The 25910-nt window shown below is 68.1% G+C and carries 27 protein-coding genes, 1 tRNA gene and 2 pseudogenes; 13 read left to right on the top strand and 17 right to left on the bottom strand.

Annotated features, from left to right (window positions below):
- Nucleotides 1-103: 103 nt before the first annotated feature.
- From EAS64_RS45520 to EAS64_RS03960, 3 genes are all read right to left on the bottom strand, one after another.
- Nucleotides 104-544, bottom strand: a complete 441-nt coding sequence (locus tag EAS64_RS45520; RefSeq protein ID WP_145851315.1) for a TIGR03618 family F420-dependent PPOX class oxidoreductase — start codon at nucleotides 542-544, stop codon at nucleotides 104-106.
- Nucleotides 541-705, bottom strand: a complete 165-nt coding sequence (locus tag EAS64_RS45515) for a hypothetical protein (protein WP_187365677.1) — start codon at nucleotides 703-705, stop codon at nucleotides 541-543. Before EAS64_RS45515 ends, EAS64_RS45520 begins: the two co-directional genes overlap by 4 nt.
- Nucleotides 706-824: 119 nt before the next feature.
- Entirely contained in the window at nucleotides 825-2285 is a 1461-nt protein-coding gene (locus tag EAS64_RS03960) for an MFS transporter (RefSeq protein ID WP_187365676.1), read from the bottom strand.
- A 342-nt stretch (nucleotides 2286-2627) separates the two neighbouring features.
- Between EAS64_RS03960 and EAS64_RS43280 the strand changes: the two genes are divergently transcribed.
- A complete protein-coding gene (locus EAS64_RS43280) occupies nucleotides 2628-2765 on the top strand; it encodes a hypothetical protein (RefSeq protein ID WP_187365675.1) in 138 nt (45 codons plus the stop codon).
- 55 nt (nucleotides 2766-2820) lie between these two features.
- Here the strand turns inward: EAS64_RS43280 and EAS64_RS03955 are convergent.
- Both EAS64_RS03955 and EAS64_RS46650 read right to left on the bottom strand, forming a co-directional pair.
- Nucleotides 2821-3438: pseudogene (locus EAS64_RS03955) on the bottom strand (SDR family NAD(P)-dependent oxidoreductase); the annotation flags it as partial.
- Nucleotides 3378-3572 carry an SDR family NAD(P)-dependent oxidoreductase gene (locus tag EAS64_RS46650; RefSeq protein ID WP_145851312.1) on the bottom strand — a complete coding sequence of 65 codons (195 nt, stop codon included), beginning with the start codon at nucleotides 3570-3572 and terminating at the stop codon, nucleotides 3378-3380. The gene EAS64_RS46650 and the pseudogene EAS64_RS03955, both read right to left, overlap by 61 nt.
- A 97-nt stretch (nucleotides 3573-3669) precedes the next feature.
- Here EAS64_RS46650 and EAS64_RS47295 point away from each other — a divergent pair.
- The 3 genes and pseudogenes from EAS64_RS47295 to EAS64_RS45510 all read left to right on the top strand — a co-directional run.
- Nucleotides 3670-3861 (top strand): annotated as a pseudogene (locus EAS64_RS47295) (TetR/AcrR family transcriptional regulator); the annotation flags it as partial.
- Nucleotides 3862-3944: 83 nt separating this feature from the next.
- Entirely contained in the window at nucleotides 3945-4274 is a 330-nt protein-coding gene (locus EAS64_RS47915; protein WP_439333584.1) for a TetR family transcriptional regulator C-terminal domain-containing protein, read from the top strand.
- A 260-nt stretch (nucleotides 4275-4534) separates the two neighbouring features.
- On the top strand, nucleotides 4535-4684 hold the full coding sequence (locus EAS64_RS45510; RefSeq protein ID WP_187365674.1) for a hypothetical protein: 150 nt from the start codon (nucleotides 4535-4537) through the stop codon (nucleotides 4682-4684).
- Between the two features lie 900 nt (nucleotides 4685-5584).
- On the opposite strand, the gene EAS64_RS03940 is transcribed toward EAS64_RS45510, so the two are convergent.
- Together EAS64_RS03940 and EAS64_RS03935 are read right to left on the bottom strand one after the other, a co-directional pair.
- Nucleotides 5585-5657, bottom strand: a tRNA-Lys gene (locus tag EAS64_RS03940).
- A gap of 1 nt (nucleotide 5658) precedes the next feature.
- Nucleotides 5659-6051, bottom strand: a complete 393-nt coding sequence (locus EAS64_RS03935) for a hypothetical protein (protein WP_145851311.1) — start codon at nucleotides 6049-6051, stop codon at nucleotides 5659-5661.
- A gap of 116 nt (nucleotides 6052-6167) precedes the next feature.
- Here EAS64_RS03935 and EAS64_RS03930 point away from each other — a divergent pair, with 116 nt between their 5' ends.
- Nucleotides 6168-6812, top strand: coding sequence for a MarC family protein (locus EAS64_RS03930; protein ID WP_187365673.1), 645 nt, complete (start codon nucleotides 6168-6170; stop codon nucleotides 6810-6812).
- A 221-nt stretch (nucleotides 6813-7033) separates the two neighbouring features.
- Nucleotides 7034-7582 carry a hypothetical protein gene (locus EAS64_RS03925; protein WP_145851309.1) on the top strand — a complete coding sequence of 183 codons (549 nt, stop codon included), beginning with the start codon at nucleotides 7034-7036 and terminating at the stop codon, nucleotides 7580-7582.
- A gap of 369 nt (nucleotides 7583-7951) precedes the next feature.
- On the opposite strand, the gene EAS64_RS03920 is transcribed toward EAS64_RS03925, so the two are convergent.
- Nucleotides 7952-9340, bottom strand: a complete 1389-nt coding sequence (locus EAS64_RS03920; RefSeq protein WP_145851308.1) for a ricin-type beta-trefoil lectin domain protein — start codon at nucleotides 9338-9340, stop codon at nucleotides 7952-7954.
- A gap of 306 nt (nucleotides 9341-9646) precedes the next feature.
- A complete protein-coding gene (locus EAS64_RS43270) occupies nucleotides 9647-9919 on the bottom strand; it encodes a hypothetical protein (RefSeq protein ID WP_187365672.1) in 273 nt (90 codons plus the stop codon).
- Here EAS64_RS43270 and EAS64_RS03910 point away from each other — a divergent pair.
- Complete coding sequence (locus tag EAS64_RS03910; RefSeq protein WP_342782004.1) at nucleotides 9903-10418, top strand: LuxR C-terminal-related transcriptional regulator; 516 nt, start codon at nucleotides 9903-9905, stop codon at nucleotides 10416-10418. The two genes, EAS64_RS43270 and EAS64_RS03910, sit on opposite strands and share 17 nt — an antisense overlap.
- On the opposite strand, the gene EAS64_RS03905 is transcribed toward EAS64_RS03910, so the two are convergent.
- Nucleotides 10415-11146 carry a class I SAM-dependent methyltransferase gene (locus tag EAS64_RS03905; protein ID WP_145851306.1) on the bottom strand — a complete coding sequence of 244 codons (732 nt, stop codon included), beginning with the start codon at nucleotides 11144-11146 and terminating at the stop codon, nucleotides 10415-10417. The two genes, EAS64_RS03910 and EAS64_RS03905, sit on opposite strands and share 4 nt — an antisense overlap.
- A gap of 24 nt (nucleotides 11147-11170) precedes the next feature.
- On the bottom strand, nucleotides 11171-13381 hold the full coding sequence (locus tag EAS64_RS03900) for an MMPL family transporter (protein ID WP_222848965.1): 2211 nt from the start codon (nucleotides 13379-13381) through the stop codon (nucleotides 11171-11173).
- A 217-nt stretch (nucleotides 13382-13598) separates the two neighbouring features.
- Here EAS64_RS03900 and EAS64_RS03895 point away from each other — a divergent pair, with 217 nt between their 5' ends.
- Both EAS64_RS03895 and EAS64_RS03890 read left to right on the top strand, forming a co-directional pair.
- Complete coding sequence (locus tag EAS64_RS03895) at nucleotides 13599-14792, top strand: sensor histidine kinase (RefSeq protein ID WP_145851305.1); 1194 nt, start codon at nucleotides 13599-13601, stop codon at nucleotides 14790-14792.
- Nucleotides 14789-15490 (top strand): response regulator, encoded by a 702-nt coding sequence (locus tag EAS64_RS03890; RefSeq protein ID WP_145851304.1) that lies wholly within the window; start codon nucleotides 14789-14791, stop codon nucleotides 15488-15490. Before EAS64_RS03895 ends, EAS64_RS03890 begins: the two co-directional genes overlap by 4 nt.
- A gap of 27 nt (nucleotides 15491-15517) precedes the next feature.
- Here EAS64_RS03890 and EAS64_RS03885 read toward each other — a convergent pair whose 3' ends face one another.
- Nucleotides 15518-16435: a serine hydrolase gene (locus EAS64_RS03885; RefSeq protein ID WP_246115511.1), complete on the bottom strand. Its 918-nt coding sequence runs from the start codon at nucleotides 16433-16435 to the stop codon at nucleotides 15518-15520.
- Nucleotides 16436-16692: 257 nt separating this feature from the next.
- Here EAS64_RS03885 and EAS64_RS03880 point away from each other — a divergent pair, with 257 nt between their 5' ends.
- The gene (locus EAS64_RS03880) at nucleotides 16693-17082 is read left to right on the top strand and encodes a hypothetical protein (RefSeq protein ID WP_145851302.1); all 390 of its coding nucleotides are present in this window, start codon (nucleotides 16693-16695) and stop codon (nucleotides 17080-17082) included.
- Between the two features lie 50 nt (nucleotides 17083-17132).
- Here the strand turns inward: EAS64_RS03880 and EAS64_RS03875 are convergent, their stop codons facing one another.
- The gene (locus tag EAS64_RS03875) at nucleotides 17133-17945 is read right to left on the bottom strand and encodes a polysaccharide deacetylase family protein (protein ID WP_187365671.1); all 813 of its coding nucleotides are present in this window, start codon (nucleotides 17943-17945) and stop codon (nucleotides 17133-17135) included.
- Nucleotides 17946-18078: 133 nt separating this feature from the next.
- On the opposite strand from EAS64_RS03875, the gene EAS64_RS03870 reads away from it, so the two are divergent.
- Nucleotides 18079-18804 (top strand): DUF929 family protein, encoded by a 726-nt coding sequence (locus tag EAS64_RS03870; RefSeq protein WP_187365670.1) that lies wholly within the window; start codon nucleotides 18079-18081, stop codon nucleotides 18802-18804.
- Between the two features lie 15 nt (nucleotides 18805-18819).
- Here the strand turns inward: EAS64_RS03870 and EAS64_RS03865 are convergent, their stop codons facing one another.
- Genes EAS64_RS03865 through EAS64_RS03850 form a run of 4 tightly spaced genes read right to left on the bottom strand, consistent with a single transcriptional unit; the run spans nucleotide 18820 to nucleotide 22982 of the window.
- Entirely contained in the window at nucleotides 18820-20595 is a 1776-nt protein-coding gene (locus tag EAS64_RS03865; RefSeq protein ID WP_145851300.1) for a sodium/solute symporter, read from the bottom strand.
- Nucleotides 20588-21037 carry a DUF485 domain-containing protein gene (locus EAS64_RS03860; protein WP_145851299.1) on the bottom strand — a complete coding sequence of 150 codons (450 nt, stop codon included), beginning with the start codon at nucleotides 21035-21037 and terminating at the stop codon, nucleotides 20588-20590. Before EAS64_RS03860 ends, EAS64_RS03865 begins: the two co-directional genes overlap by 8 nt.
- Nucleotides 21034-21810, bottom strand: coding sequence for a LytR/AlgR family response regulator transcription factor (locus EAS64_RS03855; protein WP_145851298.1), 777 nt, complete (start codon nucleotides 21808-21810; stop codon nucleotides 21034-21036). The genes EAS64_RS03860 and EAS64_RS03855 overlap by 4 nt, the downstream gene beginning before the upstream one ends.
- Entirely contained in the window at nucleotides 21807-22982 is a 1176-nt protein-coding gene (locus tag EAS64_RS03850) for a sensor histidine kinase (protein ID WP_222848964.1), read from the bottom strand. Before EAS64_RS03850 ends, EAS64_RS03855 begins: the two co-directional genes overlap by 4 nt.
- A 239-nt stretch (nucleotides 22983-23221) precedes the next feature.
- On the opposite strand from EAS64_RS03850, the gene EAS64_RS03845 reads away from it, so the two are divergent.
- Together EAS64_RS03845 and acs are read left to right on the top strand one after the other, a co-directional pair.
- Nucleotides 23222-23857 (top strand): acetate uptake transporter, encoded by a 636-nt coding sequence (locus EAS64_RS03845; RefSeq protein WP_145851297.1) that lies wholly within the window; start codon nucleotides 23222-23224, stop codon nucleotides 23855-23857.
- Nucleotides 23858-23876: 19 nt separating this feature from the next.
- On the top strand, nucleotides 23877-25856 hold the full coding sequence (acs, locus tag EAS64_RS03840; protein ID WP_222848963.1) for an acetate--CoA ligase: 1980 nt from the start codon (nucleotides 23877-23879) through the stop codon (nucleotides 25854-25856).
- Nucleotides 25857-25910: the final 54 nt, after the last annotated feature.

Genomic DNA, 25910 nt, shown 5'->3' with positions numbered 1-25910 from the left:
TCCTTATGCGCAGTCCACTAGGCCTTGGAGTTGTCGGCTTCGAGACCTTCGTAGAACTCCAGGGCCTCGGCAGGCCAGCCGCGGAACATCTTCGTGTCCGTGCTCATCGGTTGGTGTAGACCCGGTCGGGGCGGACGAGCACGGCGGCTCGGCGTTCCTCGGCCATGGCTCGGTCGTAGGTGTCCCCGTCGTCGTGCTCGCCGCCGGCAGCGGAGAAGATCTCCCGGAGCAGTAGGCGGAGTCGTTCGGGGTCGAGCCAGGGATGGGGATCGTCCGGCCCAGCCAGCTCGGCGTGTCCTTCGACTGCCGCCCACTGCCAGCCGTTGCGGAACGTGGCGGTCACCTGGGGCCGGGCGCACAGGTTGGCGAGCTTTACCGGGCCGTTGGTGACGAACGCCAGAGTGGACTCGCCAGTGGCTGGGTGAGGGACGATGCCCGCGTTGACGAGGGATGACTGGATCGTCCCGTCGCCGCGCAAAGTGGCGACGATCACCAGGCCAGGTTCGTTGCGGGCCAGGGCGGCGGCTTCTTCCAGGGTCGTCACCGGACCTCCTTGCTGTCCAAGTTCCCTTCGCCAGGGACGAAGGGTCGCGCCTCCCGGGCGCTCTCGAAGTAGCCGGCGGCGGGGACCGTGAAGTGCGAGGCGAACACCGGCGCATCGAGGTAAGCGTGGTTCTCGATGCGGGTTTGGCGCGTCTCTCGCATCACTGCTCGATTGGTGTCGAAGATACTCAGAATCTCGGGGTCGGCCAGTAGGGAAACCGCACCGACTGGGCGCTTCATGGGCATGACCCATCGGCCAGGCGCGGACGGTCGGTGCAGACTCATGCCACTGAACTGTTGGTACTGTCGGTCGCCGCGGCGACTACCGGAACCGTGACGTCGGCCTTGGCGGGTTGGCGTTTGGGGGTGAGCCCGAGGGAGACAACAACAGCGGCGGCGCACAGGGCGACGGCGACCCACCACAGCTCGTAGAAGCGGCTGGGATCCCCGGTGACCTCTGCCTTCCCGAGGACCACAACCAGGATCGACGCGCCGAAGACGCCGCCGAACTGGCGGCCGCTGTTGACCACCGCGCTGCCGGTGGCGCTCTGCTCAGGCGGCAGGTCAGCGGTGGCCGACCCGATGATGGTCGGGACGGTGAAGCCCAAGCCGAAGCCGATCACCACCCATCCAGGCAGGATGGCTGCGGCGTAGTTGTGGACACCGTGGCGGAGCGTCAGGACCATGAGTACCTGGCCCACAGCGGTGAGGACGAATCCGGAAGCGACCACGGCTCCGATCGGGAACCGCTGGTTCAAGCGCGGGACGATGAGGGACGCTCCGAGTACCGCGGCCGGCCCGGGCGCTAGGGCGAGTCCGGTGGTGATGGTTGACCAGTGCCACGACTGCTGGAGGAAGAGGCTGAGGCCGAGGAGCTGTATCCCCAGGATCGCCGCCGCGATGACAATGGCAATGTTCGAAGCGCTGAACACCCGGCTCCGGAACATCTTCAGGTCGATTACGGGTACCGCGGCACGCCTGGTGCTCACGACGAAGGCCACGGCAGCCGCAACGGCCACCACCCAGCTCCCGATGATCTTGGCTGATCCCCATCCCCAGGAGGACCCGTTGAGCAAACCAAGGGATATGGCGCCGATGGTGACGACGATCATGAGGCTCCCGAACAGGTCCGGCATGCGCGTCGTGCGGTCGTGGCGGACGTTGGGGATCAGCTTCCAGGTCACGAGGACGGCCGCGATGCCGATAGGGAGGTTGATGATGAAGATCCATCGCCAGCTCAGCGCGGTGAGCAACCCTCCGACTACCGGGCCGATGGAGCCGGCTGCTGCGCCGCTCACTGCCCACACTCGCACGCCGTGTTTGACCCGGTCCGGTGGGAGCGTCGTCAGGACGAGACCGAGACTGGCCGGGATGATCATCGCGGCGCCGGCCGCCTGGACGCACCGGAACCCTACGAGGACCCACAAGTCGGGGCTTACCGCACAGGCCAGGCTCGCCACGGTAAAAACGGCCAGCCCGAGGATGAAGGTGGCCTTGCGCCCGTACCTGTCGGCGAAGCGGCCGGCGGGGATAAGGAGCGCCCCGAAGAACAGGGCGTAGGCGTTGAGCACCCAGGCAACGTCGGAGAGCGAGGACTGGTAGTGCAGACCCACGCCGATGTCGTGCAGGGCGACGTTGACGACGAAGAGGTCGAGCAGAGCCATCACGTTGGCCAGCGACAGCGTGGCCAGCACGATTCCGGGGTGGCCGTGCTGCGTCTCGATCGACGGGGAACCCGTCAACGCATCTCCTTGGAACTCGTGACGTGGGCTGGCCGGCGCACGTTCGCCCGGACCGGCGAGGCGGGGAGTGGACCACTGTTCGGTCCTTCGCTGCCATGGAGGTGTCATAGATGCGGCTGCAGGGCGCCGGGGAAGGAATGAGTCCCGCACCGCTTTGGCGGTTCCCTTCAAAAGGTCGGCCCGATGGCCTGCTTCACCGTGTCTGGCCAGCCCGGAGATCGCCGTCGGCGACCTGGACGTGACGGCCTCCGTCGACGCGGCGATGGAGGCCGACACGTCCGTCATCCTGGTCAGCCCGGCCGTGCCCGCGCAGGAGCCCGGCGTCCCGGCGCCGTCGCGGAGATGAGCGCCCGGGCCTTCACCCTGATCGCGGGCGGCGACGCCGGATGGCTCAGCGACGACGTCCCGTCGATCCCCGGCCGCCCGGTCCGCTCCTGCCAGCAGTTCGCCGGCTACGCCGTCGTATCTCCTCGGCTGTGAGTTTGATCTGCCTTCTGTGTCTTCACACCTAAACGTCGCCGCAGCACGACTGGTGTCATGTCGCGACCCGGCCCCCGTCGACCGCAAGAGTGACGCCGTGGACGAAGCTGGCATCATCACTGGCGAGGAAGACGATCGCCGCAGCAAGTTCCTCGGGCTGAGCTACGCGCCCTGCTGGCGCTAGCGCTGCGAGCTGGTTCACCATCTCCTCGGGGACTGCTTCCATCATGCGGGTGCGCGTCGGGCCGGGGGCAACGGCGTTGACCCGGACACCACTCGGGCCGTATTCGGCGGCCCAGGCCTTGGTCAGCAGTTCGAGAGCCGCTCGGCTGGCGCCGTACAGAGCCATGCCGGCCTGTCCGAAGCTCGCGACCATCGTGGAGACGTTGACGATCGAACCCCATCCGCGTTCGGCCATGGCTGGCGCCAGTGACGCGACGAGGAAGAACGGAACCTTGACGTTCAGTGCAAAGCTCTCGTCGAACTCTGCTTCGGTGGCTGCGCTGCTTGGCCCGAGCCAGGCGACGCCAGCGTTGTTGATGAGGATGTCGACGTGACCGTCGCCTGCCTCATTGGCCCACTCGACCAGCTCCCGGGCCGATTCGAGGTCGCTCAACGTAGTGAGCCGGAACGTCGCGCTGCCTCCGCTGCCTTCGATCTCGGCGACCACATCTTTGGCTCGTGGTTCACATTGCGCCCGACTACCAGTACGTGAGCGCCGCGGGCGGCCAAGCCGATGGCCGTAGCCTTGCCGATCCCGCTCGTCGAGCCCGTTACCAGAGCTGTCTTGCCCTTTAGGTCAGTCATGCGCTGTGTCGTCCTCTCGCTCCAGAATGGGTGGTGCGACTCACTCTGGCAGCTCGGAACTGAGTTGTCAAACTCAAAATCCTACTAACATTGGTGCATGGTCAACGAGACGAGTGACCGGCCGAAGCTCACCCCCAAGGGAGCACGCACCCGGGCACGAATAGTGGAGGAGGCCGCCGCCCTGATCCATGAACGCGGGGTCGCGGGCACCACCCTGGACGACGTCAAGGCGGCGGCGGAAGTCAGCGGCTCTCAGATGTACCACTACTTCCCCGACAAGAACGACCTCGTGCAGGCGGTCATCGACTACCAAGCCGACACCATCGTCAATCACCAGCGGCACGCGCTCAGCAGCGCGAACGGAGTCGAAGCCTGGCGGAACATGGTGATCACCGCAGCGAAGCGCACCGAAGCAAAGGGGGGCTGCCCACTCGGCTCGCTCGGCGGCCAGCTCGCCGAGAGCGACCCGAGGCCCGAGCCCTCATCGCGGCAGGGTTCGATCAGTGGGCAGCCGCCATCGGCGATAAACTCAGATCCCTTCATGCTGACGGGAAACTCCCGTCCGACATCGACCCGGACGACCTCGCCACTACTCTGCTCGCCACGCTCCAGGGAGGGCTTCTACTCGCCCAGGTGCAACGGAGTACCCGTCCGTTCGAAACTGCGGTCGATACCCTCCTCGCCCTTGCCATCGGCAGATGAGCCCAAGCCGGATTCATTCACAGCCACCGCCGAGGTCGGCTCACGGCTCTTGGATAAAAGCAGTTGCGTGAGCACGATGCGCTTGTTGACCCGCTGCGATTACCAGTGCCGGACACCTGGTTGCGCCCGGTGGGTTGCTCCGAGATGGCACTCTGTGAGCCCATCTCGCCGACCTGACTGCCTGTCGACTATGGCCCCATGGCCAAGCTCGCGGACGGATTACTCAGCGGCTCGCCGGAACCCGTGGCGTACTCCTGTCCATGTCGGGCTATTCAGACGAGGCGCTGGAGGGCATCGTCCGAGGCCAGCAGCTGGACATGCTACTGCTCGACCGGACGCACCTGGAAGCAATGCTCTCTGGCCTCCGGTCTCCGGCGGACCTGCCGGCGACGGCCACGTCGGCGTCGTAGACCTCGACAAGACCTCCACGGTTCCGATCGACGACCGGCTCCGCTCACCGCACCCACACGGGCACGGCTTCGCGGTCCTGCTCAAGATCTACGCCCACTGCATCGACGGCCAGGCCACCGCGGCCAACCAGCGCATCGCCGAGGCCCTCGGCACCCGGGACACCGAGCAAGACCTCGGTGACGAGGGCGACGGCGACATGGAGCAGGCATCCTGAAATGGCAGGTCAGAGCGGGAATCCGGGTGAGAGGGGTCTGTATAACCGCTCCTGCCGGCCCCGTCCGTGGCCTTCTCCGCCCCCGTCCGTGGGCTGGTCCGTGGCCGTCCGTGAGCCGGTCCGTGCCCGTCCGTGGCGGGTTCCGCCTCGGTCCGTGGACCACACGGACCCCGAAACCCGGCACCCACGGACGCATAGCGGACGGCGGCGGGCCCGCTAACGCGCCTCGAAGCGCGTCCGCGCTGGTCAGCGGGGGGTGACTCGGGCGGAGCGAGCGTGCTGTAAAACCGTCGGCTCAGACACCTTCGACACAACACCTTCGACCTGAGCGACCGTCGGCCCGTAATCCCTGCCCGAGGCGTGGCGTCGCCGGCGTATCGCCATGCGAGTGCCGGTTACCAGCGGTCTCACTGAGCGTGATGGCATCCGCATAGGGGACTCGGGCGCGCTCCCGCTGCCCAGATGGAAGGTCTAGACCATTGGTCTAGTGAGCCCGAGGCGGCGTCGGCCAGGCATGGCGGGGTGATTCTTGGGCGCGCGCCCTCGCATCCGGCCCCGCATGGGCCGCTTTTGACAAGCCCCGGATTGCTGGGTCCGTGCGCGCGAGCAACCACGGAGCAGCCATCGGGACAAAACGGGCACATAAAAAATGACCTGGAGCGATAAAACCCCAGGTCAGAACGGGTGCGCCGCCAGGGACTTGAACCCCGAACCCGCGGATTAAGAGTCCGCTGCTCTGCCAATTGAGCTAGCGGCGCGCTAGCAACGTCCAGATGTTAGCAAGGATCGGCCGCTGCGGCGAATCGGACGCGCGCCCGCGGGTGAAGCCGCGCGGTCCAAGGCTGCTGCCTGCGCGGACGTCGCGAGCATCTGCGCCCGGTTCGCGGTAACACCGGGCGGGGAATGCCCGGTCGTCGGCAGGCACAGAAAGGCCCTTCCAATGCCCTGCCGACGGGGGCGGCCGTGACGGCTGGTGCCGGCCAGCCGGCGCACGTAAACGGGCCCGGTGCCCGGATCCCAGTCCAGTTCCCCGGCCACCGCCATGTCTCCGAACGCGGCGGCATGGAAGACGCCTTCCTGCTCCAGCAACCGGTCGACACTGGCCCGGAGGATGCCGGCGAGCAGTTCCGCGTCGCTGGTCCTGTTCGGCACTCCGGGTCTCTTTCCGGCTGGCAGAGGCTCGTGAGAGTCCATGCATTTCACCCGCAAAGACATACCACCCGGATCGGATGAGGCACCGTGGCCTGGTCCGTTGCCACACTCGCGGGATGGACCAGACGTCGATCACCGCTGCCGGCGCGATCGATACGTTCCTTGTGCTGCTAATCGGTATCGGGCCGAAGATCGCACTGGTCCCGTTCCTGGAAATGACCGCTTCCCTTGACCAGACCGTCAAGCAGCGCGTGCTGCGCAAGATGATGACCACGGCGGCCGCGGTGGCCGTGGTACTCATGGTGCTGGGCGAGCTGCTGCGCGCACTGCTGCACTTCACGATCGGATCCTTGTCGATCGCTGGTGGCGTGATCTTGCTCGTGCTTGCGGTGTGGATGGTGCTCGCGCCGCCCGCTAGCGACAGCAGCGAGCGCAGCGCCGGTAAAGACCCGATGCAGCTTGCGGTGTTCCCGCTAGCGGTGCCCTACCTGCTCAACCCGGTGGGCATCGTCGGCCTGATGACGATCTCCGCGGAGGCGGACTCGATCGGCGTTTTCGCCGTGGAGTTCGGCATCCTGGTGTTCGTCCTACTGCTGGACCTGGTGGTGTTCCGCTGGGCGAACCGGGTGAGTGAGAAGCTCGACCAGAACCGCATGCTAGTCACCGAGAAGGTCTTCGGGTTCCTGATCGCCGCGGTCGCCGTGCAGCTGGTTCTTGACGGCCTGGCCTCGGAAGGAGTCATCGGGCCGGTCCCGCACTAGAAGTTCAGGATGGTCGTGATGTCGTCGGGCCTGCGGGCATCCTCCCAGGTCTGCCGCACCATCGGCATCGGGCAATTCCCGCCCGCCTGGAGCTACCTCGGAACTGAATCATTCCTTACGGGTGAGGCCTGATCTCGGCGGCCGGTCATAGCGTCTAGTCACCTGCTGGGTCGTCACAGGCGACCCGCGGTTCGAACTCAAGCCAGAAGAAGGGTTTTTACATGGCTATCGGACCGGTACAGCTCATCGTCTTGGGGTTTAACCATCCCAACTTCCACGGTGAGATCATCAGCGAGCTTGAGCGGCTCCGCAACAGCGATACGGTACGCGTCATCGACTCGCTGGCCGTTTACAAGGATCAAGCCGGTGAGCTGGAGGTTGAGCATCTCAGCAACCTGACCGAACAGGAGGCAATTGAACTCGGCAGCAAGATCGGCGCGCTCATCGGGCTCGGCATCGCCGGGGAAGAGGGGGCGGAGGCCGGCGCGGCCGCAGGCGCACAGCAGGCCGAGGCCGAGGGCATTGATGTGCTCGGCGAGGCCGGAGCATGGGATGTGATCGAGGACATCCCTAACGACTCGGCGGCGGCGCTCATCTTGCTGGAGCACCACTGGGCGGTACCGCTGCGGGACGCCATCGCCCGCGCGGGCGGGTTCCGCATCAGCGACGGATTCATCAGCCCGCTCGACCTGGTCGAGATAGGGCTGGTGTCGGCCGAGGAGGCCAAGGAACTTCACGAGCTGGAAACCGCTGCTGCGAGCAAGCAGTGAGCAGGCCCAGCGCGACAGACCGGAGGAAATGAAGATGTTCGGATCCCGCAGGGTCGCACGCCGGACGTCGCGGCGCACCGCGCGCCGCGTCTCCCGCCGCCGGTGAGCGCGGTCGCGAGCCCGTTCCCGAGCTCAGCGGCTGCCACCGTGGCGTCCGCTCGCCCATGAGGTCAAGATCCGCGGTACCACGGGCTTGACGCCGCACTGGTGTCGGAGGGGACTAGTCATGCCCGTGACAACTGAGCCGATCGTCGGCTTCGCCGAAACCTACGCCGACCAGAACGAACGCAGCTACGCGGCGTTCCAGGCCGCCGTGCCGTGCTGCTGCGGGCCCGGTGCAGCAGGGATGCCTGCTGCACCGGGGCCGGGTTACGGCAGGTGCCACACTTGGGCAGCGTCGCCTGCAGTGCAGTCCCAGATCTGCAGCTGGGTGCCTGAGCCGCCGAAGTTGGTGTCGTCGAGGCACTTATTCGATTGCGGGTTGTAGAGACTTCCGTTGGATTGGGGGATGAAGACCTGCGCGCCGGTGTTGTTGCAGTCGTACAGGTCCACGGTGGTCCCGTCGGCGGTGCCGCCGCCGTTGATGTCCAGGCACTTGCCGAGGGCGTGCAGGGTGCTGCCCGCCTGGACCACGGTCCACTGCTGGGCGTTGGTCCCGTTGCAGGTGTACACCTGGACGGGCGTGAAGTTGGCGCTGTTCGCGCCGCGGACGTCAAGGCATAGGCCGTTGTAGCCGGTGACAGGACCGGTGCCGCTTCCGCCGCCACCCCCGCCGCCACCACTGCCGCTGGTCGAGTACGCGGCCACATAACCCACGCGCATCGTGCCGCCGGACGTCGTTGAACTGGTCGGTGAGGTGCAGCCGCAGACGCCGTTCGGATAGCCGCCGCCCATTGCCAGGTCCAGGATGATGGACAGATTGTGGTCGAACGCCGCCTGCCATGTCGACGTGCCGACCTGCGCCTCGGTCACGGTGAAGTAGGCGGTGCCGTCCAGGTAGAAGGTGACGGACTCACTGGAGGTGTTCGTCCGGTTGAGGATCATCGTGTAGGTGTGGTAGCCGGACTGGCAGCCGGAACACGAGCGCAGTCCGCTGCCGACGCCGTTCGGCTCGTTGCACGGGCCGCCGGGATCGGTGCCGCAATGGACGGTTCCGGAGACCTCGGACAGCGAGTTGACGTCCTCGATGATGTCGATCTCGCCGTTTTCCGGCCACTGGCCCGGGCCGAGCATCCAGAACGCCGGCCAGTAGCCAAGGCCGCCAGTCGGCTGCTGGATGGAGGCGGTGACTTCCAGCTCGCCGCCCGCCGGCGCGCCGACGTTGGCGCTGGTGGTCTGGATACGGCCGGACGTCCACGAGCTGCCGCTGCCGATGGCCGTGATGTCGAGATTGCCGCTGCCGTCGAGATGGACGTTGCTGGTCGAGTTGGTCATCGTCTCGATTTCGCCCGTGCCGAAGCTCGAGCCTGGCCCAGTGTCGTACATCCACTGCGAATCCACGCCGGACCCGGACCCGCCGTTGAAGTCGTCGCTGAAGATGGTGGACCAGCCGGATGGCGGCCCCGGCACCGCAGCAGGCGCTGCGGCAGCAACCGCCGGCGTGGAGGCCGCTGGTGCGGCGAGAGCCGAGGCGGCGGGCACTGTGGCCCCCGTCACCGCGATGACCGGCGCGATGATGGCGAGCGCCAGCCCGCCTCTTAGGCGCCACCTGGTGGCGCGCTTGCAGATACCCGTGACGCGTTCCGATACGCCAGGCATGTACCCGGACTCCTTACCCCCGCTCCAGGGGTGTAAATAGGAAACAAACTTTCCTATTTGTCCAGAAATGTAACGTCACGGTTTCGCCGCGTCAATAATGCAAGTCGTAAAAAATCTGTAAATCCCCATCCTCCATCGACAGTGCTCAGAACGGACCGGGCGTGCTCTGCCGGCTCCCGGATCTGCGGCCGTGACGGGGCCGTCCCGTGGCCCTTAGGAAGATTTAAGATTGTGACGATTAAGTATTAAGAAACTTTGTTATTTAATTCAGCTAACGCGATGGGCCGATTGGGGAGCCGACCTCGACTATCCAGGAGGAACGATGGGTCCAGCCGTCCCGGAACCGCGCCGAAGCGCCAGGAGCAGGCGGGGCCGGGTGCCCATTGCGATGACGGGCGCGGCGCTGCTCGCGGTCGCCTGCGTCCAGGTCACGGGCTCATCGGCATCCGCGAGCGCGTCCGGCTGTATGACGGTGAGATGACCACGGGCACGCCCGACGGCGGAGGTTTCCTGCTCCGACGGGATCGAGGCAGTCGCGAAGGCCGCGCGGACGGACCCGGCGGTGATCCTGATGGACATCAGGATGCCCGAGCTTGACGGCCTCGAGGCGACCCGGCGCATCCTCGCGGCCAACGGCGCCGCGCGGGTCCTGATCCTCACCACTTTCGGGCGCGACGAGTACGTCTACGAGGCGCTCAGGGCGGGCGCCAGCGGGTTCGTGCTGAAAGACGATCCGCCCGAGCAGCTGATCAGCGCGGTCCGCATCGTCGCCGCCGGCGACGCGCTGCTGTCTCCCGCCATCACCAAGCGCGTGATCAGGCAGTTCACCCGCATCCCGCGCCCCGCCCCGCCGAAGGAACTCAGCGAGCTCACCGAACGGGAGCTGGAGATTCTCCGGCTGATCGCCACCGGCCTGTCCAACGTGGAGATCGGCCGCACCCTGTTCATCGGCGAGACGACCGTCAAGACCCACGTCACGCACATCCTGCAGAAGCTCGGCCTGCGTGACCGGGTCCAGGCGGTCGTGCTCGCCTACCAGGCAAGGTTGTTCGGGCAAGGACACGGTGATGCCAGTTAGCTCTCCTTGACGGCATGCAGCAGTGTGATGCTGAGCCAGGGGCCGCCGTACCAGTAGCCGGGGCCGAGCCCGCGCAGCGTGCCCTGGCCGATGTGCGCGGCATATTTCCTGGCCATGGGCCAGGGATCGGCGATGAGCAGCTGCCCGCCTGGGCGCAGCACCCGCATGGCCTCGTCGACCGCGCGGTAGCGCCCCTCGGGGGACGGGATGTTGTGGATCGCCATCGCGCTCGTCACGACGTCGAAGGAGCCGTCGGGGAACGGCAGCGCGGTCATGTCGGCCGTGTGCACCTCCACCCGGTCGGCGACTCCGGCAGCCGCGGCGTTGGCGAGAGTGGCTTCGGGTCTGTTGCCGCTCTGGTCCGTTGTCCACCGGTCCGCGCCGACGGCGCGTCCGGCCGGCAGCCGCCTGGCCGCCGCGATCAGCACCGCGCCACGGCCACAGCCCAGGTCAAGCAGCTGCTCGTCGCCGCGTAGGCCGGCGCGGTCCAGTTCCCGCTCCCAGATGCGCAGCTTGCCGCGCAGCGTGGTGTGCAGGTAGACGCCGGCGTTGGCCAGCAGTACCGTCCCGGCAGCCGCCATCGCGATCCTGCCTGACCGCCGCCGGGCGGCGGCCAGGCAGCATGCCACCCCGGCGGCGCCGAGAACCGCCGGGATCGGTGCCGCGTCAACGCCGTACCGCGGGCGCTGAAGAGCCGGCGCAGAGGATTCATTCGGGTACTCGGACACAGGTGATCCTTCCGGTAAGGCGAGCTAGGCGCGGGCGGACTCGGGGACGGGGGCAGGCTGCTCATCCGTGGGCGGCTCGATGGCCAGGTGCGGCAGGCGGCGGTCCAGCCAGCGCGGCAGCCACCAGTTGGCCCGGCCGCCCAGGTGCATCACGGCAGGCACGAGCACCGTCCGCAGCACGAACGCGTCAAGCGCCACGGCGGCGGCCAGCCCGATGCCAAGCTCCGCCACGTTGACCTGGCCCATGAACACGAACGCGATGAACACGGCAATCATGATCATCGCCGCGGCGGTGATCACCCGGGCGGTCTGGTTCTGGCCGACGAGCACTGACCGCGCGTTGTCGCGGCTGTGCGACCATTCCTCGGCCATCCTGCTGACCAGGAACACCTGGTAGTCCATGGACAGGCCGAACAGGATCGCGAGCACCAGCTCCGGCATGTACCCCTCGACCGGGCTTGGCGCGCCGAGGCCGAAGGCCCTGGTTCCCCAGCCCCACTGGAAGAAGGCGGTAAGCACGCCGAACGCGGCCGCCGCCGACAGCAGGTTCAGCACCGCAGTGATCGCGGGGATGAGCAGGCTGCGGAAGGCGAGCAGGAGCAGCAGGGAGCTGAAGCCCACGATCGTGGCGAGCAGCCAGGGCAACTTGGCGCTTGTCACCGCGGCCAGGTCGTCGAACGTGGCCGTCGCGCCGCCTATGTAGACCTTGATCGTGGTGCCGTGCGTGTAGCGCGGTATGACGGTGTTCCGCAGCCGGCTGATCAGGGCGGAGGTGGCCTGGGCTTCGGGTGCCGTGGTGGGCAGCACCTGTGTCACCTGCACCGCAGGCCCGCCGGCCGGCAAGGGCCGCCCAGCGGCCGGCACGGCCCGGACAGCGGCCGGCAGGGTCCGCACGGGGGCAGGCCCGGCCTGCACGGCGGCCACCCCGGGCACGGCGGCGAGCGCCCGGTCGAGCCGGCCGAGCGCGGCACGGTCGGCCGCCGACTGAGTCTGGGCGACCAGGAACAGCGGCCCGTTGAAGCCGGGCCCGAATCCCTTGGCGAGCATTTCGTATGCCTTGTAGGTGGTGCTTGACGTGGGGTCGTTGGAGTTGTCCGCGAAGCCAAGCCGCAGGTGCAGCACGGGAGCGGAAATCACGATCACCAGCGCGAGCCCCGCTGCGGCAAGCACCGCGGGGAACCGCTGCACGGTGCGCGACCACCGCGCCCACGTGCCAAGACCGCCGCGGCTCTCCGCGTCGAACGGCCCGCCGGTGCGCAGCCGCACGCGCTGCCTCCGGCTCAGTACGCGCACGCCGAGCACCCCGAACAGCGCGGGCAGCAGCGTGACGGCCGCGGTCACGGTGCACACCACGGTGATCGCCGCCGGGACGGCCAGCCCGTCGATGAACCCCACGCCGACGGTGAGCAGGCCGAGCAGGGCGATGCACACTGTGCCGCCGGCGAAGAGAACCGCGCGGCCCGAGGTGTTGAGTGCCTGCACGGCCGACCGCTCCGGGTCGAGACCCGACTGCAGGCCGCGGCGGTACCTGGTCACGACGAACAGGGCGTAGTCGACGCCGACGCCAAGGCCGATGAGCGCGCCGAGGATCGGCGCGATGCCGTTGACCGGCATCACGTGGCTGAGCGGCCCCACCAGCAGCAGGCCGCTGCCCACGCCGGCCACCGCGGTCACGATCGGCAGCGCCATCGCGAGCAGCGAGCCGAACGCGAAGAGCAAGATGACGGCGGCCGCGCCGATGCCGATCGCCGACGCGCTCGACAGCGACTCCTCCTCGGCGTGCGAGATGGCCAGCCCGCCAAGCTCGACCGCGAGGCCAGGCTCCCTAGCGGCGGCGGCCACCGCGACCACCCGGTTAATGTCGGCCTTGTCGAGGTTGTCGGACGTCTTGGTGAAGTTGATCGTCGCGTACGCCGTGCGTCCGTCCGAGCTCACCTGCACCGCGGCGCCCGGCCGGTAGGGACTGGCGACCGACGCGACCTCGGGCAGGTGCGACACCCGCGCGAGCATGGCCGACATCCGCTGCTCGATCGCGCGATCTCTTACGCTGCCACGGCTCACCCGCCACACGATCTGGTCGGCGTCGCCCGCCTGGGCGGGCACGGACCGCAGTAGTTCCTGGGCGCTGCCCGAGCCCGTTCCTGGCAGGGTGAGCGAGTTGTCATACGACGTCTTCACCGCCTGTGACATCACCGCCAGGCCGATGAGCAGGCCTAGCCAGGCAGCGATCACCACGAAGCGGTGCCTGTAACACCAGCATGCAAAAGCTGACATCATCCTCCGTCCTCCGGTTCAGCTCCCTATCGTCCGGATCGGAGGTGCCCTGGTCGTCGGCCAGCCGCAGTGATCGCCGCGGGAATCACCGAGCCATACGGAACGGTTTCCTGCTTCGCCTACTGCGCCCGCAGTAGTTCAGTTGTGTGCGGCGACGGCGGGTGCTTACAGTCCAGCTATGTGGGCGAGTGCCTGGAACAGGGTGATGGCCCGGCAGCAGCTGCTGCTGATGTCGGCGTTCATGGCGATGGTGCTGTTCGCGGTGGTGACCATCCCCGCCGACATCCGCCACGAGCTCAACTCGGGGCAGCCGCTCGGCTGGGTGGTTTCCGTCGTGGTGTACGCGGCCCTGGCGGCGCGCAGGCGGTTCCCGCTCGGCGTGGTGGCGGTCACCGTCATCGGGTCGGTGGTGCTGATGGCCGACGGGATGGCCTACCCGCTGACCTTGCCGGCGGTTTTCTACGCGCTGTACGCAGTCGCGCTCGGCGCCACCCAGTTCCGGGCGCTCGCTGTCGGCGTCACCGCCAAGGCGGCGCTGCTCACCGCCTCGCTCATCACCCATCCCGGCATCACGGGCTTCGTCATCCTGCTGGTGGCGGCCCTGGCGGTCACCACCGGCACCGCCGCCCGCAGCCACCGTGCCTGGGTCGCCGAGGCCGAGGAGCGCGCCAGGCGCGCCGAGCGGGCCAGGGAGGATGAGGCGAACCGCCGCGTTGCCGAGGAGCGGCTGCGGATCGCACGGGAACTGCACGACGCCGTGGGGCACCATGTCGCTCTGATCAACGTGCAGGCCGGCGCCCTGGCCTGCCTGCTTGACGACGAGAACCTGCTCCAGGCTAAGGAGTCGGTGGCGCACATCCAGCGGGCCAGCGAAGAGGCCCTGGAGGACCTGCGGCTGACCGTCGGGCTGCTCCGCGAGCCAGGCGCGGCCGAGCCGGGCGAGCCAGGCGTGCCGGCGGAGCCGGTACCGGGACTTGACCAGCTCGAGGAGCTGATCTGCTCGTTCGCCGACGCGGGCCTGCGGGTCACCCGCACGGTGACCGGCCAGGCCAGGCCGCTGCCCGAGGCCGTGGAGCTGACCGCCTACCGGGTCATCCAGGAGTCGCTGACCAACACCCGCAAGCACGCCGGCTGCGACGCCGCCGTGGTAAGGCTCGGCTACACGCCAGGCGCGCTCAGCCTGGCGGTCGAGGACGAGGGAAAGCCGGCCACCGGGAGCAGCAGGCAGCCGCCCGGCGGACACGGCATCGTGGGCATGCAAGAGCGGGTGGCGGCCCTGGGCGGACGGCTGTCGGCGGGTCCGCGGCCCGAGGGCGGGTACCGCGTCGCCGCGGAGCTTCCGCTGCGGCCGGCCAGGATCGAGGGGTCATGACCCAGACCGCACCGGCCGTGCAGCCGACCCGCGTGGTCCTCGCCGACGACCAGGACCTGATCCGCACGGGCCTGCGGCTGGTGATCGACCGCGCGCCTGGGCTGACGGTTGTGGGGGAGGCGGCCAACGGCCACGACGCGGTCCGGGTCGCCCGTGAGGCGCGCGCCGACGTCGTCTTGATGGACATCAGGATGCCGGGCCTTGACGGGCTGGCCGCGACCCGGCGGATCGCCGCCGACGACAGTCTCGCCGGGGTACGGGTGCTGATCCTGACGACGTTCGAGGTCGACGACTACGTCTTCGAGGCGCTGCGGTCAGGAGCCAGCGGTTTCCTCGGCAAGGGCGCGCGCCCGGACGCCCTGATCGACGCGATCCGCACGGTCGCCCGCGGCGACGCGCTGCTCTCCCCGGCTGCCACCAGGGGCCTGATCGCCAGGTTCCTCCGGCTGCGCGACAGCGAGCCGGTCCAGGCATCACCGCTGCTCGCCGCCCTCACCGACCGCGAGCGGGAGGTGACCGTCCTGGTCGCCGACGGGATGTCCAATGCGGACATTGCCCGCCAGCTCACGCTCAGCCCGCTCACCGTCAAGACGCACGTCAACCACGCCATGACCAAGCTCGGCGCACGCGACCGCGCGCAGCTCGTCGTGCTCGCCTACCAGACTGGCCTGACCCGCCCGCCAAGGCTCGCGCCCTGAGCTACCGGGTTTCCAGCAGCCGGATTGCTACGGGGTGGCGGGGAGTGCCGGGATCAGCTCGTCCGGCGTTCCCCAGCTCGGGCTCGGCGTGGACGGCGGGACTACGGACTTCACCGTCGGGTTCAGGTCGCGGTGGATGACCCGGGCGACGGTCTCGACGGTAGTAATCCCGTAGGACATGGTCGGGTTGTCCATGGACAGCACCACGATGCTGTACCAGCCCTTAGACCAGGTGAAGCCGCCGATGCTGTTGATGCGCCAGCCGTGGGTGGCGCGAGGAAGCCATCCGTTCTTCACGTGGACGGTGACGGTGCGCGGCGCGCCCGCCGGGACGCCCCACCGCTGGGAAGAAATGACCTGGGCCATCAGGCCGAGCGCGTAGGCGCGGGAATTGTTGGAGAGCACCGTGTTGGACTTTAGCAACAGCCGCAGCAACAGCATCTCGTCATGCGCGGTGACCTGAGTCAGGCCCCAGTAGCCGCCGGGCCCAAGAACCGTCTGCCGCATCCCGGCGAGGTTAAGGAAGTGCTGCAGGTACGAGTGCCCGAGCCGTGCCCACAGCGTGGACGCGGCGTTGTTGTCTGACTTGGTGATCATGGCGCGCAGCAGGGTCACCTCGTTGCCGGTCAGGTACCGGTCCTGATCCAGCGCCTTGCGCAGCACCGCGCCGAGGATGGTCACCTTCACGATGCTGGCCGAGTCGAAGTGCGCGGACCCGCTCAGCGAGCAGGTAATCCCCGCGCCGGGATCGTCGACCCATACCGCCACCGTGGAGGAGCGGCCGCGCCGCGCTGCCTGGATGTCACGCGTGAGCGCGGCGGCTACCACAGGATGCGCTGTCGACGTGCACGCGACCGTGGCGGCAGCCAGACTGGCGCCGACTGGAGTCGCGCTGGCGGCAGGCGCGCCCGGAGCCAGCAGCGCGATGAACGATCCGAGCAGCACGGCCGTCGCTATAGCCGGCAGCCGGTGCCGCGACGTACCTCCGAAATTCAGGGCGTGCATATCCCGACCCCCTTTATCTCAGTAGATGCCAGGCGAACTCACACCACCAGTGTCGGACGTCAGTACGTGCGAGGCCTATAGTCCGGACTTCTGCACCACGACCGGCTTGACTCTCCTGTAACGGGAGCGTCGAGGCTCGTCTTGTCGGCCTGAACAGGCCGTCAGCCAGGACGGACAGCCGGAAAGGACGCAGCACCATGTCACAGACCACCGATCTAGACACCACCGCGATTGCGGCCCGCTACCTCGCCGTGTTCAACGAGCCGGACGCCAGCACACGCCGTGCGGCCATCGAGGACATCTGGCTGCCAGACGCCACGGAATTCGTGTTCGAAGTCCAGTTCCACGGCTACGAGGAACTCGAGGCGAGGGTCATCCGCGCACACGAGGCGTTCGTCGCCAGCGGCAAGTACACGGTCCAGGGCGCCGGCGACGTGACGTGCCACGGTGACATCGTCATGTTTACCGCTCAACTGGTCACGCCCGACGGGGTGGTCGACTGGACATCCCGCGTCTTCCTGCTGGTCGACGACGACGGCCGCATCAAGGAGGACTACCAGCTGACGACCAAGCCGCTGCCTGGGTAAGCGCTCAGGAATGGCCATGGCCAGCTAAGGCCAGGCCAGGCTGGCCATGGCTAGAGCGTGACGAACCGGTAGCCGTGAGAGCGGAAGTACTTGATGATCACGGGAAGCGCCTTCACGGTCGCCGGGTTCCCCGCCGCCTGGTTATGCATCAGCACGACCGGATGGTGCAGCCTGCCGCCCTCGGTCTCGGCAAGCCGGATGATGCGCTGCACCCAGTAGGCGGAGTCGGAGCCCGGACCGTGCGCCTTCCAGTCCTCGGTATCGACCGACCACAGCCACACGCTCATCCGGCGCTGCTGCGCCAGTCGCAGCGTGGTCGCGTTATAGGTGCCGTACGGAGGGCGGAACACGCACGCTACGGTGCCGGTGAGGGTGCGCTGCTCGGCGTTTGCCCGGTCCATCTCCGTGGCTTGCCGTGCCGCGGACAGCCGCGTCATGTCCGGGTGGTCCCAGGTGTGGTTGCCAAGCACGTACCGGTCCTTGGCCTCGGTGCGGACGGGCGTCGGGCGGCCCGCCATATTCGCTCCGATGTTGAAGAACGTCGCGGGAACCTTGTACTTCGCCAGGATGCTCAGGACTGCTGCGGTGGTCTTGCCGGGTCCGTCGTCAAAGGTGAGAGCGACGGTCTTCCCGGTGCCCGGCGCGTAGTGCCGCGGCCCGTAGGGTGGCGCGGGGCAGCGTGCGGTGGCCGCGGACAGTCCGGCAAGCGGCGGCGGCTGCGCCAGGCTTCCGCCGGGCATGGTCGCCAGCGGTCCGGCTGGTCCCTCCGGCAGGGGACCCGGGCCGGCCGCGGCAGCCGTCCCGCTCAGCACCGCGGCAGCAAGCGCCAATCCGCAGCAGGCGGCGGTTATGGAACGCCACATGGGGACATCACCTCGTCCATTAGCGGCGCATGTCCAGTTGCTGATTCCAGCGTCGCGAAGGCCGCAGGTCCGCACCAGAGTCCTAGGTCGCCAGTGCCAGGGGCTTCCGCCGGGAGCGGCACTGGCCGCCACGGTGCATGACCTGACCACGGTGCCCGGGCGCACCCTGGACGCTGTCGGCGGCGGGTCTCTGGCCACCGGCGACATCGGATCTGCGACCGCGGTCGGCGGCGGCTACCTCGCCCCGGTCACCGGCCCGCCGCTCACCGCTGGTGGTAAGCCGGAGGTGCTGTACGTGGGCGCGGGGTTCTGCCCGTACTGCGCTGCGCTGCGCTGGCCGCTCATCGTGTCGCTCAGCCGCTTCGGCTCGTTCTCAGGGCTCACTTCCGACCGTTCCGCGGTCACCGCGGGATCCGGACAGCGGGAGCCGTACCCGGCGACGCCGACCTGGACGTTCTACGGCTCGTCATATGCCAGCAGATACCTCGCGTTTACCCCGGTCGAGATGAGCAGCAGCGTTCCCGACCGTGCCACCGGTGGCTATACCCCGCTGCAGAGTCCGTCGGCACTGCAGCAGGCGACGCTGGCCAGGTACGACGCCGGCAACGCGATTCCCTTCATCGACATCGGCAACCGGTACGTCGAGATATCGGTGCTCATCCCGTACGGCCCCCAGGACCTGGCGAATAAGACCTGGAGCCAGATAACCGCGGCCGTGCGCGACCCCTCCAGCGCACTGGGCAGGGAGATCGACGCCTCGGCGAACTACATCACCGCAGCGATCTGCACGCTGACAGGAAACAAGCCTGTCAGCGCCTGCACGCAGGAGATCAGGCTGCTCCAGCCGCGGCTGAGGTAGCAGAAGCCCGTTCCGTCACGGGCCAGGTGCCCGCCGGTCTGGTGCGTGCCACGACGCCTGGCTCGCCGTCCGGTAGGCCACCTGCCTGCTGAGCGCCTCGGGCAGGTGCATCCGCAGCATCACCTGGCCGACGTTGGCGGGGAGGGTTCGCGGCGTAAGCAGCGACACCACGGTCATCACGCCGAACGCCAGCGGGACCGTCCAGATCGCGGGCTGGCCGGTGAGCACCGCGCCCCAGCCGGTTTGCGCCACGCCGAGCATCGTCGACACAATGGCCGCCAGGCATGATCCGCCGCCGATGACGATGCCCGCCATGGCGCCGATCCTGGTGAGCCGGCGCCACCATATGCCGAGCACCATCAGCGGGCAGAACGACGACGCCGCGATGGCGAAGGCCCAGCCCACCAGGAGGGCCAGCGAGAAGCGCTCGACCAGGAGGGCGGCGATGGTCGCGATCGCGCCCGCGCTGATCGCGCACCAGCGGAATGTGGTGACTCCGCGCTTAAGGAAGTCGTGCGACAGTGCGCCGGCCACGCTGACGAGCAGACCGGACGAGGTGGACAGGAAGGCGGCGAACGCCCCCGCGGCGACGAGCGCCGCGAGCAGTTCGCCAGGCAGCCCGGGTAGCAGCACCGATGGCAGGGCAAGGACGATGCTGTCGGAGTCGCTGGAGAGGTAGAGCTGGGGTGCCTGCGCACGGGCCAGCACCGCGAGCACCGTCGGGAACAGGTAGAAGCTGCTCAGCAGCAGGACCACGATCAGCGTCGTCCGCCTGGCCGCCTCGCCGTCCGGGTTGGTGTAGAACCGCACCAGGATGTGCGGTAGCCCGATCGCGCCGAAGAACGTGGCGATGATGACGCCGTACGTCGCCGCCAGCGGGTGGGCGCCGCTTGTGGTCGAAGTCAGGAACGGGGAATCCCACGATTCGCTCGAGGACGGTTCCATCGCCAGGCTGACCGGGACGGGAGCGCCGGCGGCGAAGCCGATGCGGGTGCTCGCGCCCGCGACGTGCCGGCATGCGCATAGCCGCACGGCCTGGTCCCGGTACGTGCGCTGGTCGAGAAGGCCGGTAACCGTGGCCTGCGCGGAGCTGGTCAGGGTGAAACCGGTCTCCTGCGTCATCGTGACGACGGTGGCCCGGGTGAATACCGCGGCGCGGTCCGGGGTCAGGTTGGGACTGGAATGGTGCCCTGCGGCGATCAGCAGCACGAGCGCGGGAATGCCGATCGCGCACAGCTTCAGCCAGTACTGAAAGCACTGCACGAAGGTGATTCCCTTCATGCCGCCCATCGCGATGTTGCAGCTCACGACCACGCCGAGCGTCGCCGCGCCCACCCAGTACGGCGTGCCGAGCACCCATTGCAGCGTGATGCCCGCGCCCTTCATCTGCGGCAGTAGGTAGAACCAGCCGATGACGAGCACGAGCGCGGTCGCCGTCTGCCGCAACCCGCGGGATCCCAGCCGGCCGACGGCGAAGTCGGGGATGGTGTACGCGCCGAAACGCCGCAACGGCGCCGCCACCAGCAGCAGCAGGACCAGGTAGCCGGCGGTGTAGCCGACCGAGTACCACAGTGCGCCGAGGCCTTGCACCACGACAAGCCCGGCAATGCCGAGGAAGGAGGCGGCGGAGAGATACTCGCCCGAGATGGCGGCCGCGTTGAGGGCCGGCGGAACCCGGCGGGCGGCGACCATGAAGTCATCCGGTGTCCTCGCGACCCGGATGCCGCGCGCGCCGACGATGATCGTCAGCAGCGTGACGAAAGCGATGGCACCGACGGCCGCGTCAGGCATCGGGCCGTCGGCTCACCGGGTCGACCAGGCTGGTAAACCGGGCCTCGAGCTGCCGCGCGTGACGGTTGTAGAACCAGCCGACCGCGAGAAAGACAGGGTAGAACGCGAACCCGAGGACGATCAGCGTGAGCGGGACGCCGGCGACCGTGATCCTGGCGACGGCCGGCACCATGGCCGCGATCAGCGGGAACGAGGCGGTCACCGTGAGCGCGAACGTGAGGCACATGAGGGACAGGCCAAGCTGCGCGCGCACGAACGACTTCAGCAGCAGGCGGCCGGCACTCGTATCGTCGCGCAGGTCGCTCAGTCCCGGAATGTCGTGCTGTACAAGGACCTGATCGGGCCGCCAGACAACGCGCTGCCTGCCGGGCGCGGGATCGCCGAGGCCGGGCGCGGTATCGCCGAGTGCAGGCGCGGTATCGCCAGGCTCGGGTGCGGTCACGTTAAGCCACGCCTTCCGGCCCGGAGGATCCGGTCGCGGACGTCCCGCACGTGACGCCGGCTTACCGGCAGGGAACGGCCGGCGACTGTTACGGCATGAACGCCATTAGTCACCGAGAATTCGGTGATGTGCTTGAACTGCACGAGGAAGCCGCGGTGTATGCGGATGAACCCGTAGGAAGACCAGCGTTCCTCCAGATGAGAAATGGGCATGCGCAGCAGGTGAGCGCCGCCTTCCGTGGTGTGCAGCCGCACGTAATCCCCCTCGGCTTCCACCCAGCGCACCTGCTCGCGGGGGATGAATCTGGTGCGTCCCGCTGTCTCGACCGGGATCGTGGCGAATGGGTCGTCGTCCGGCGAATCCGGGTGATCGGGCGAGCGTTTGAGCGCACGCCCCAGTGCGGTGCTCAGCCGCTCCGCCGATACCGGTTTCAGCAGGTAGTCGCATGCGCCGAGCTCAAAGGCGCGGACCGCGTATTCCTCGAAGGCGGTGACGAAAACGATAGCCGGGGGAGTGGCGAACCTGCGCAGGATATTGCCGAGTTCGATCCCGTTGAGCGCGGGCATCCTGACATCGAGGAAAACGACATCATAAGACCGCTCCTGCAGGTAGCGGAATGCATCGCTTGAATTCTGCGCCGCATCCACCGGCGCGATGGAGAATGTGGTGCGCAGCAGGTAGCTCAGCTCGTCCCTGGCTGGCGCCTCGTCGTCGATGACCAGCGCCGACGCGGTGCGTGGGGTGGCGGGCGGTGAGGCCGGCAGAGGGCTCATTGCGCGCTCACCTCCGGGGCGAACTTAGGCAGGCGCATCGTGACCTTCGTCCCCGCGCCTACCCCGGTTTCTATCGTCAGCCCGTGGTCGTTGCCGAAGGTGGCGCGAAGTCGCTCGTCGACGTTGCGCAGCCCGACAGACTGGCCGCCTGTCCGCCCCGTGAGCACGTCGGCGAGGTGCTCCGGATCGACTCCGATGCCGTGATCCTCGACCGTGACGATGGCCTCGTGGCCGCCGTCTTCCGCGGAGATCTGCAGCCGGGCGGTTCCGGCGAACCGCTCAAGGCCGTGCCTGACGGCGTTTTCCACCAGGGGCTGCAGCACGAGCGACGGCACCCGCACGGGAAGTACCTCCGGGGCTACTCGCAGGCTGACCGCGAGGCGGTCGCCGAAACGTGCGCGCTCCAGTTCCAGATAGGTATCCACGAACCGCAATTCCTCGGCCAGGGTTGCATACTGGCTGTGCTCGCGGAAGGACCAGCGGATGAATTCCGCGAAACCGACGAGAAGGTCCCGCGCCCGCTCCGGATCAGACCGGACGAACGATTCGATCGCGGTAAGCGCGTTGTAGACGAAATGCGGGCTTATCTGGGCCCGCAGAAAGTTCAGCTGGGCCTGCACCGTGCGCGTGCGGGAGGCGTCGAGTTCGGCAAGCGCGAAGTGGGTGGACAGGAAACTCGCGACCTCGGTCGCGGTGCGCATCAGGGCCGCGTCGGCGGACGGGCCAAGTGCCGCGAGTGCTCCGATGACCGCGCCGTCGACCGCGATCGGCACGGCGACGCCGGCCCGCATCAGGCAGTCACTGCCGTGTCCGCAGCCGAGATCGGAGGCGGACAGCCACTGCGAGCGGCCGGATGCCACTACGCCGCGCAGGTGGCGGCCGAGCGCTTCGGCGTGCTGGTCGGAACCGTGGCAGGCGAGCAGGGCTGACTGGTCGGCGATGGCGACTGTCGGGGTGCCGAGCAGGTGACGCAGGGTCGGTGCGGCCTTGACCGCCGTGGCTTGGGTCAGGCCGTCGCGCAGCACGGAGACCGCCTGGCTTGCCGTGTGCAGGACCTCGTAGGTGGCTCGTTGCGGCGGTGCCCCAACGCGGCGCGAGCTTGCCTTCCAGAACAGGAACGCGCAGCAGAGCGCCGCGGCAACGGAAACGAACATGATAGTGAGCACCACCATCGCCGCACTATAAACCCGCAGGCACTTTCCCGGATACCCCTCGAAAATGCCGGCGTTACCCCGCCTTTTGCTAAAAACCTGCCTCATGACCGCTTGCCGGCGGTACACGACCGTTCCTCGCCCCGGCATGCCCGTTCCGCGCATTATCCGCGGCATTCATCGCACGGCTTGCCTGCGGTCGCGGCCGGCACCGTACTTTCCGCCTTAGTACCCAGGGCAACGACGCAATGGAGCAAGCCATGTCAGAAGAAGCACGTACTGTCCCCGCCGCCCCTGTCGCCGACCCGGCCCCGCTCGGGCTAGCAGCCTTCGCGCTGACCACGTTCCTGCTGTCGGCCGCCAACGCCAACTGGATGACCGCCGCTACCGGCAGCGCCTGGCTGGGTTACGCGCTGGCTTACGGCGGTGCCATCCAGCTGCTCGCCGGCATGTGGGAGTTCAAGAACAGGAACGTCTTCGGCGCCACCGCGTTCTCCACGTACGGCGGATTCTGGATCGGCCTGTTCCTCTGGGTCCAGTTCGTGGCGCCGCACGCCGCGAGCGCCTCCGCCGCGGACCACGACCTCGGCTGGATCCTGCTCGCGTTCGCGATATTCAACACCTACATGCTCATCATGTCCACGGCGCTCAACCTGGCGGTGTTCGGCGTTTTCCTGACCCTGGAGATCACCGAGATCGTCCTGTTCATCGGGAACTTCGCGGGGAACACGTCGGTCGTGAAGGTCGGCGGCGTCATCGGCGTCATCACTGCGGTCGTGGCCTGGTACGCCTCCGCCGCCGGCGTCTCCAACGGCATCGCGGGCAACAGGCTCAGGCTGCCGGTCGGCCCCCCGCTCCTGGCGCCCCGCACAGTTCGCGCGACCGTAAACGCCTGAGCCCGGAGACGTGACGGCCGTGCCCGAGACTGACGACAGCCCGCTTTCCCGCGATATCGATACGGCGCTCGCCGAGGACCGGCGATTCCCGCCCGATGAGGTATTCGCGGCGACAGCGAATGCGGACGCATCGATCTATGAGCGTGACTTCGAGGAGTTCTGGACCAGCGAGGCCCGCTCGCGGATCAGCTGGTTCCGTGACTTCGAGACCCTGTACGAATGGCAGCCGCCCTATGCCAAGTGGTACCTCGGGGGGTCGCTCAACGTCTGCTACAACTGCGTCGACCGTCACGTCGAGGCCGGGAACGGCGACAAGGTCGCGTACTTCTGGGAGGGCGAGCCGCTCGGAGACCGGCGGGCGCTGACGTTCGCCGGCCTCCAGCGGGAGGTCGTCCGGTTCGCCGCGGGCCTGCGCCAGCTCGGCGTGCGCAAGGGCACCCCGGTCGGGATCTACATGGGCATGGTTCCCGAGCTGGCGATCGCCATGCTGGCCTGCGCGCGCCTCGGTGCGCCGTTCACGGTCGTGTTCGGCGGTTTCTCCGCCGAGGCCCTGGCCGGGCGGCTCACCGACATGGAGTGCGAGGTCCTCATCACCCAGGACCAAGGCTGGCGGAAGGGCCGCACCGTGCCGCTGAAGGCCAACGCCGACGATGCGGTCAGCCGCGCGCCGAAGGTCACCACGGTGGTCGTACTCGAGCGCACCGGCCAGGGCGCCGCGCTGACCGAGGGCCGCGACCACACCTGGGCGTCCGTCGTAGCGGGGCAGCCGGACGATCCCGCCGCCTGCCCGTGCGAGCCGATGGACAGCGAGGACCTGCTGTTCCTGCTGTACTCCTCCGGCACCACGGGCAAGCCCAAGGGGATCGTGCACACGACAGCGGGCTACCTCACGGGCGTGGCCACCACGCATCACTACATCTTCGACATCTCGCCGGCGACGGTCTACTGGTGCGCCGCCGACATCGGCTGGATCACCGGGCACAGCTACATCGTGTTCGGGCCGCTCGCCAACGGCACCACCAGCGTCCTGTACGAGGGCGTACCCGACTTCCCCGAGCGGGACCGGTGGTGGGACATCATCGAGCGTTACCGGGTCACCGTCCTGTACACCGCGCCGACCGCGATCCGCACGCACATGAAGTGGGGACCGCAGTACGCGGAGCAGCACGACCTGTCCTCGCTCCGGCTGCTCGGCTCGGTAGGCGAGCCGATCAATCCCGAGGCATGGATCTGGTACCGGAAGCACATCGGCGGCGACCATACCCCGGTGGTCGACACCTGGTGGCAGACCGAGACCGGCATGATCATGATCACGCCGCTGCCGGGCGTCACGACGCTCAAGCCGGGCTCGGCCACCCGGCCGTTCCCCGGCGTCCAGGCGGCCGTCTACAACGAGAGCGGTGAGCCTGTCGGGCCTGGCGCGGGCGGTTACCTGGTGCTCAAGCGCCCATGGCCGGCGATGCTTCGCGGTCTTTACAAGGATGACGAGCGCTACCGTGCGACCTACTGGAGCCGCTACGACGGCGTGTACTTCACTGGCGACGGCGCCCGTGTCGACTCCGACGGTGACCTGTGGCTGCTCGGCCGGGTCGATGACGTCATGAACGTCTCCGGCCACCGGCTATCCACCATCGAAGTCGAAAGCGCGCTGGTCGATCATCACGATGTGGCCGAGGCCGCGGTGGTCGGCCGGGCTGACGCGCAGACCGGCCAGGCCATCGTCAGCTACGTCACGCTGAAGGCCGGCGTTGACGCCTCGCCAGCCAAGCTGACCGAGCTGCGTGAGCACGTGGCCATGCGGATCGGGCGGATCGCGATGCCTGCCAACATCGTCTTCACGCCGGAGCTGCCGAAGACCCGGTCGGGGAAGATCATGCGCAGGCTGCTGCGGGACGTCGCGGACAACCGCGAGCTCGGCGATACCACCACGCTGGCCGATCCGGCCGTGGTCGAGGAGATCAAGACCAGGGCGGTCACGGAGGCATCCACGGAAGACTGACCACCCCCGCCCAGCCCCGCCAGCCACCCGCCTCCTTCTCCCCTCCAAGGAGCG

This window comes from Trebonia kvetii, from assembly GCF_007827045.1.
Lineage (GTDB): Bacteria > Actinomycetota > Actinomycetes > Streptosporangiales > Streptosporangiaceae > Trebonia > Trebonia kvetii.
This window is presented reverse-complemented; position numbering and strand designations above follow the sequence as displayed.

Excerpts from the sequence above, each read along its gene's own strand:
- EAS64_RS45515 (WP_187365677.1), bottom strand. The coding sequence starts at position 705 with ATGCGAGAGACGCGCCAAACCCGCATCGAGAACCACGCTTACCTCGAT.
- EAS64_RS43280 (WP_187365675.1), top strand. The coding sequence starts at position 2,628 with ATGAGCGCCCGGGCCTTCACCCTGATCGCGGGCGGCGACGCCGGATGG.
- EAS64_RS46650 (WP_145851312.1), bottom strand. The coding sequence starts at position 3,572 with ATGACTGACCTAAAGGGCAAGACAGCTCTGGTAACGGGCTCGACGAGC.
- EAS64_RS45510 (WP_187365674.1), top strand. The coding sequence starts at position 4,535 with ATGTCGGGCTATTCAGACGAGGCGCTGGAGGGCATCGTCCGAGGCCAG.
- EAS64_RS03930 (WP_187365673.1), top strand. The coding sequence starts at position 6,168 with ATGGACCAGACGTCGATCACCGCTGCCGGCGCGATCGATACGTTCCTT.
- EAS64_RS03925 (WP_145851309.1), top strand. The coding sequence starts at position 7,034 with ATGGCTATCGGACCGGTACAGCTCATCGTCTTGGGGTTTAACCATCCC.
- EAS64_RS03920 (WP_145851308.1), bottom strand. The coding sequence starts at position 9,340 with ATGCCTGGCGTATCGGAACGCGTCACGGGTATCTGCAAGCGCGCCACC.
- EAS64_RS43270 (WP_187365672.1), bottom strand. The coding sequence starts at position 9,919 with ATGTCCATCAGGATCACCGCCGGGTCCGTCCGCGCGGCCTTCGCGACT.
- EAS64_RS03895 (WP_145851305.1), top strand. The coding sequence starts at position 13,599 with ATGTGGGCGAGTGCCTGGAACAGGGTGATGGCCCGGCAGCAGCTGCTG.
- EAS64_RS03890 (WP_145851304.1), top strand. The coding sequence starts at position 14,789 with ATGACCCAGACCGCACCGGCCGTGCAGCCGACCCGCGTGGTCCTCGCC.
- EAS64_RS03880 (WP_145851302.1), top strand. The coding sequence starts at position 16,693 with ATGTCACAGACCACCGATCTAGACACCACCGCGATTGCGGCCCGCTAC.
- EAS64_RS03875 (WP_187365671.1), bottom strand. The coding sequence starts at position 17,945 with ATGTGGCGTTCCATAACCGCCGCCTGCTGCGGATTGGCGCTTGCTGCC.
- EAS64_RS03865 (WP_145851300.1), bottom strand. The coding sequence starts at position 20,595 with ATGCCTGACGCGGCCGTCGGTGCCATCGCTTTCGTCACGCTGCTGACG.
- EAS64_RS03855 (WP_145851298.1), bottom strand. The coding sequence starts at position 21,810 with ATGAGCCCTCTGCCGGCCTCACCGCCCGCCACCCCACGCACCGCGTCG.
- EAS64_RS03850 (WP_222848964.1), bottom strand. The coding sequence starts at position 22,982 with ATGGTGGTGCTCACTATCATGTTCGTTTCCGTTGCCGCGGCGCTCTGC.
- EAS64_RS03845 (WP_145851297.1), top strand. The coding sequence starts at position 23,222 with ATGTCAGAAGAAGCACGTACTGTCCCCGCCGCCCCTGTCGCCGACCCG.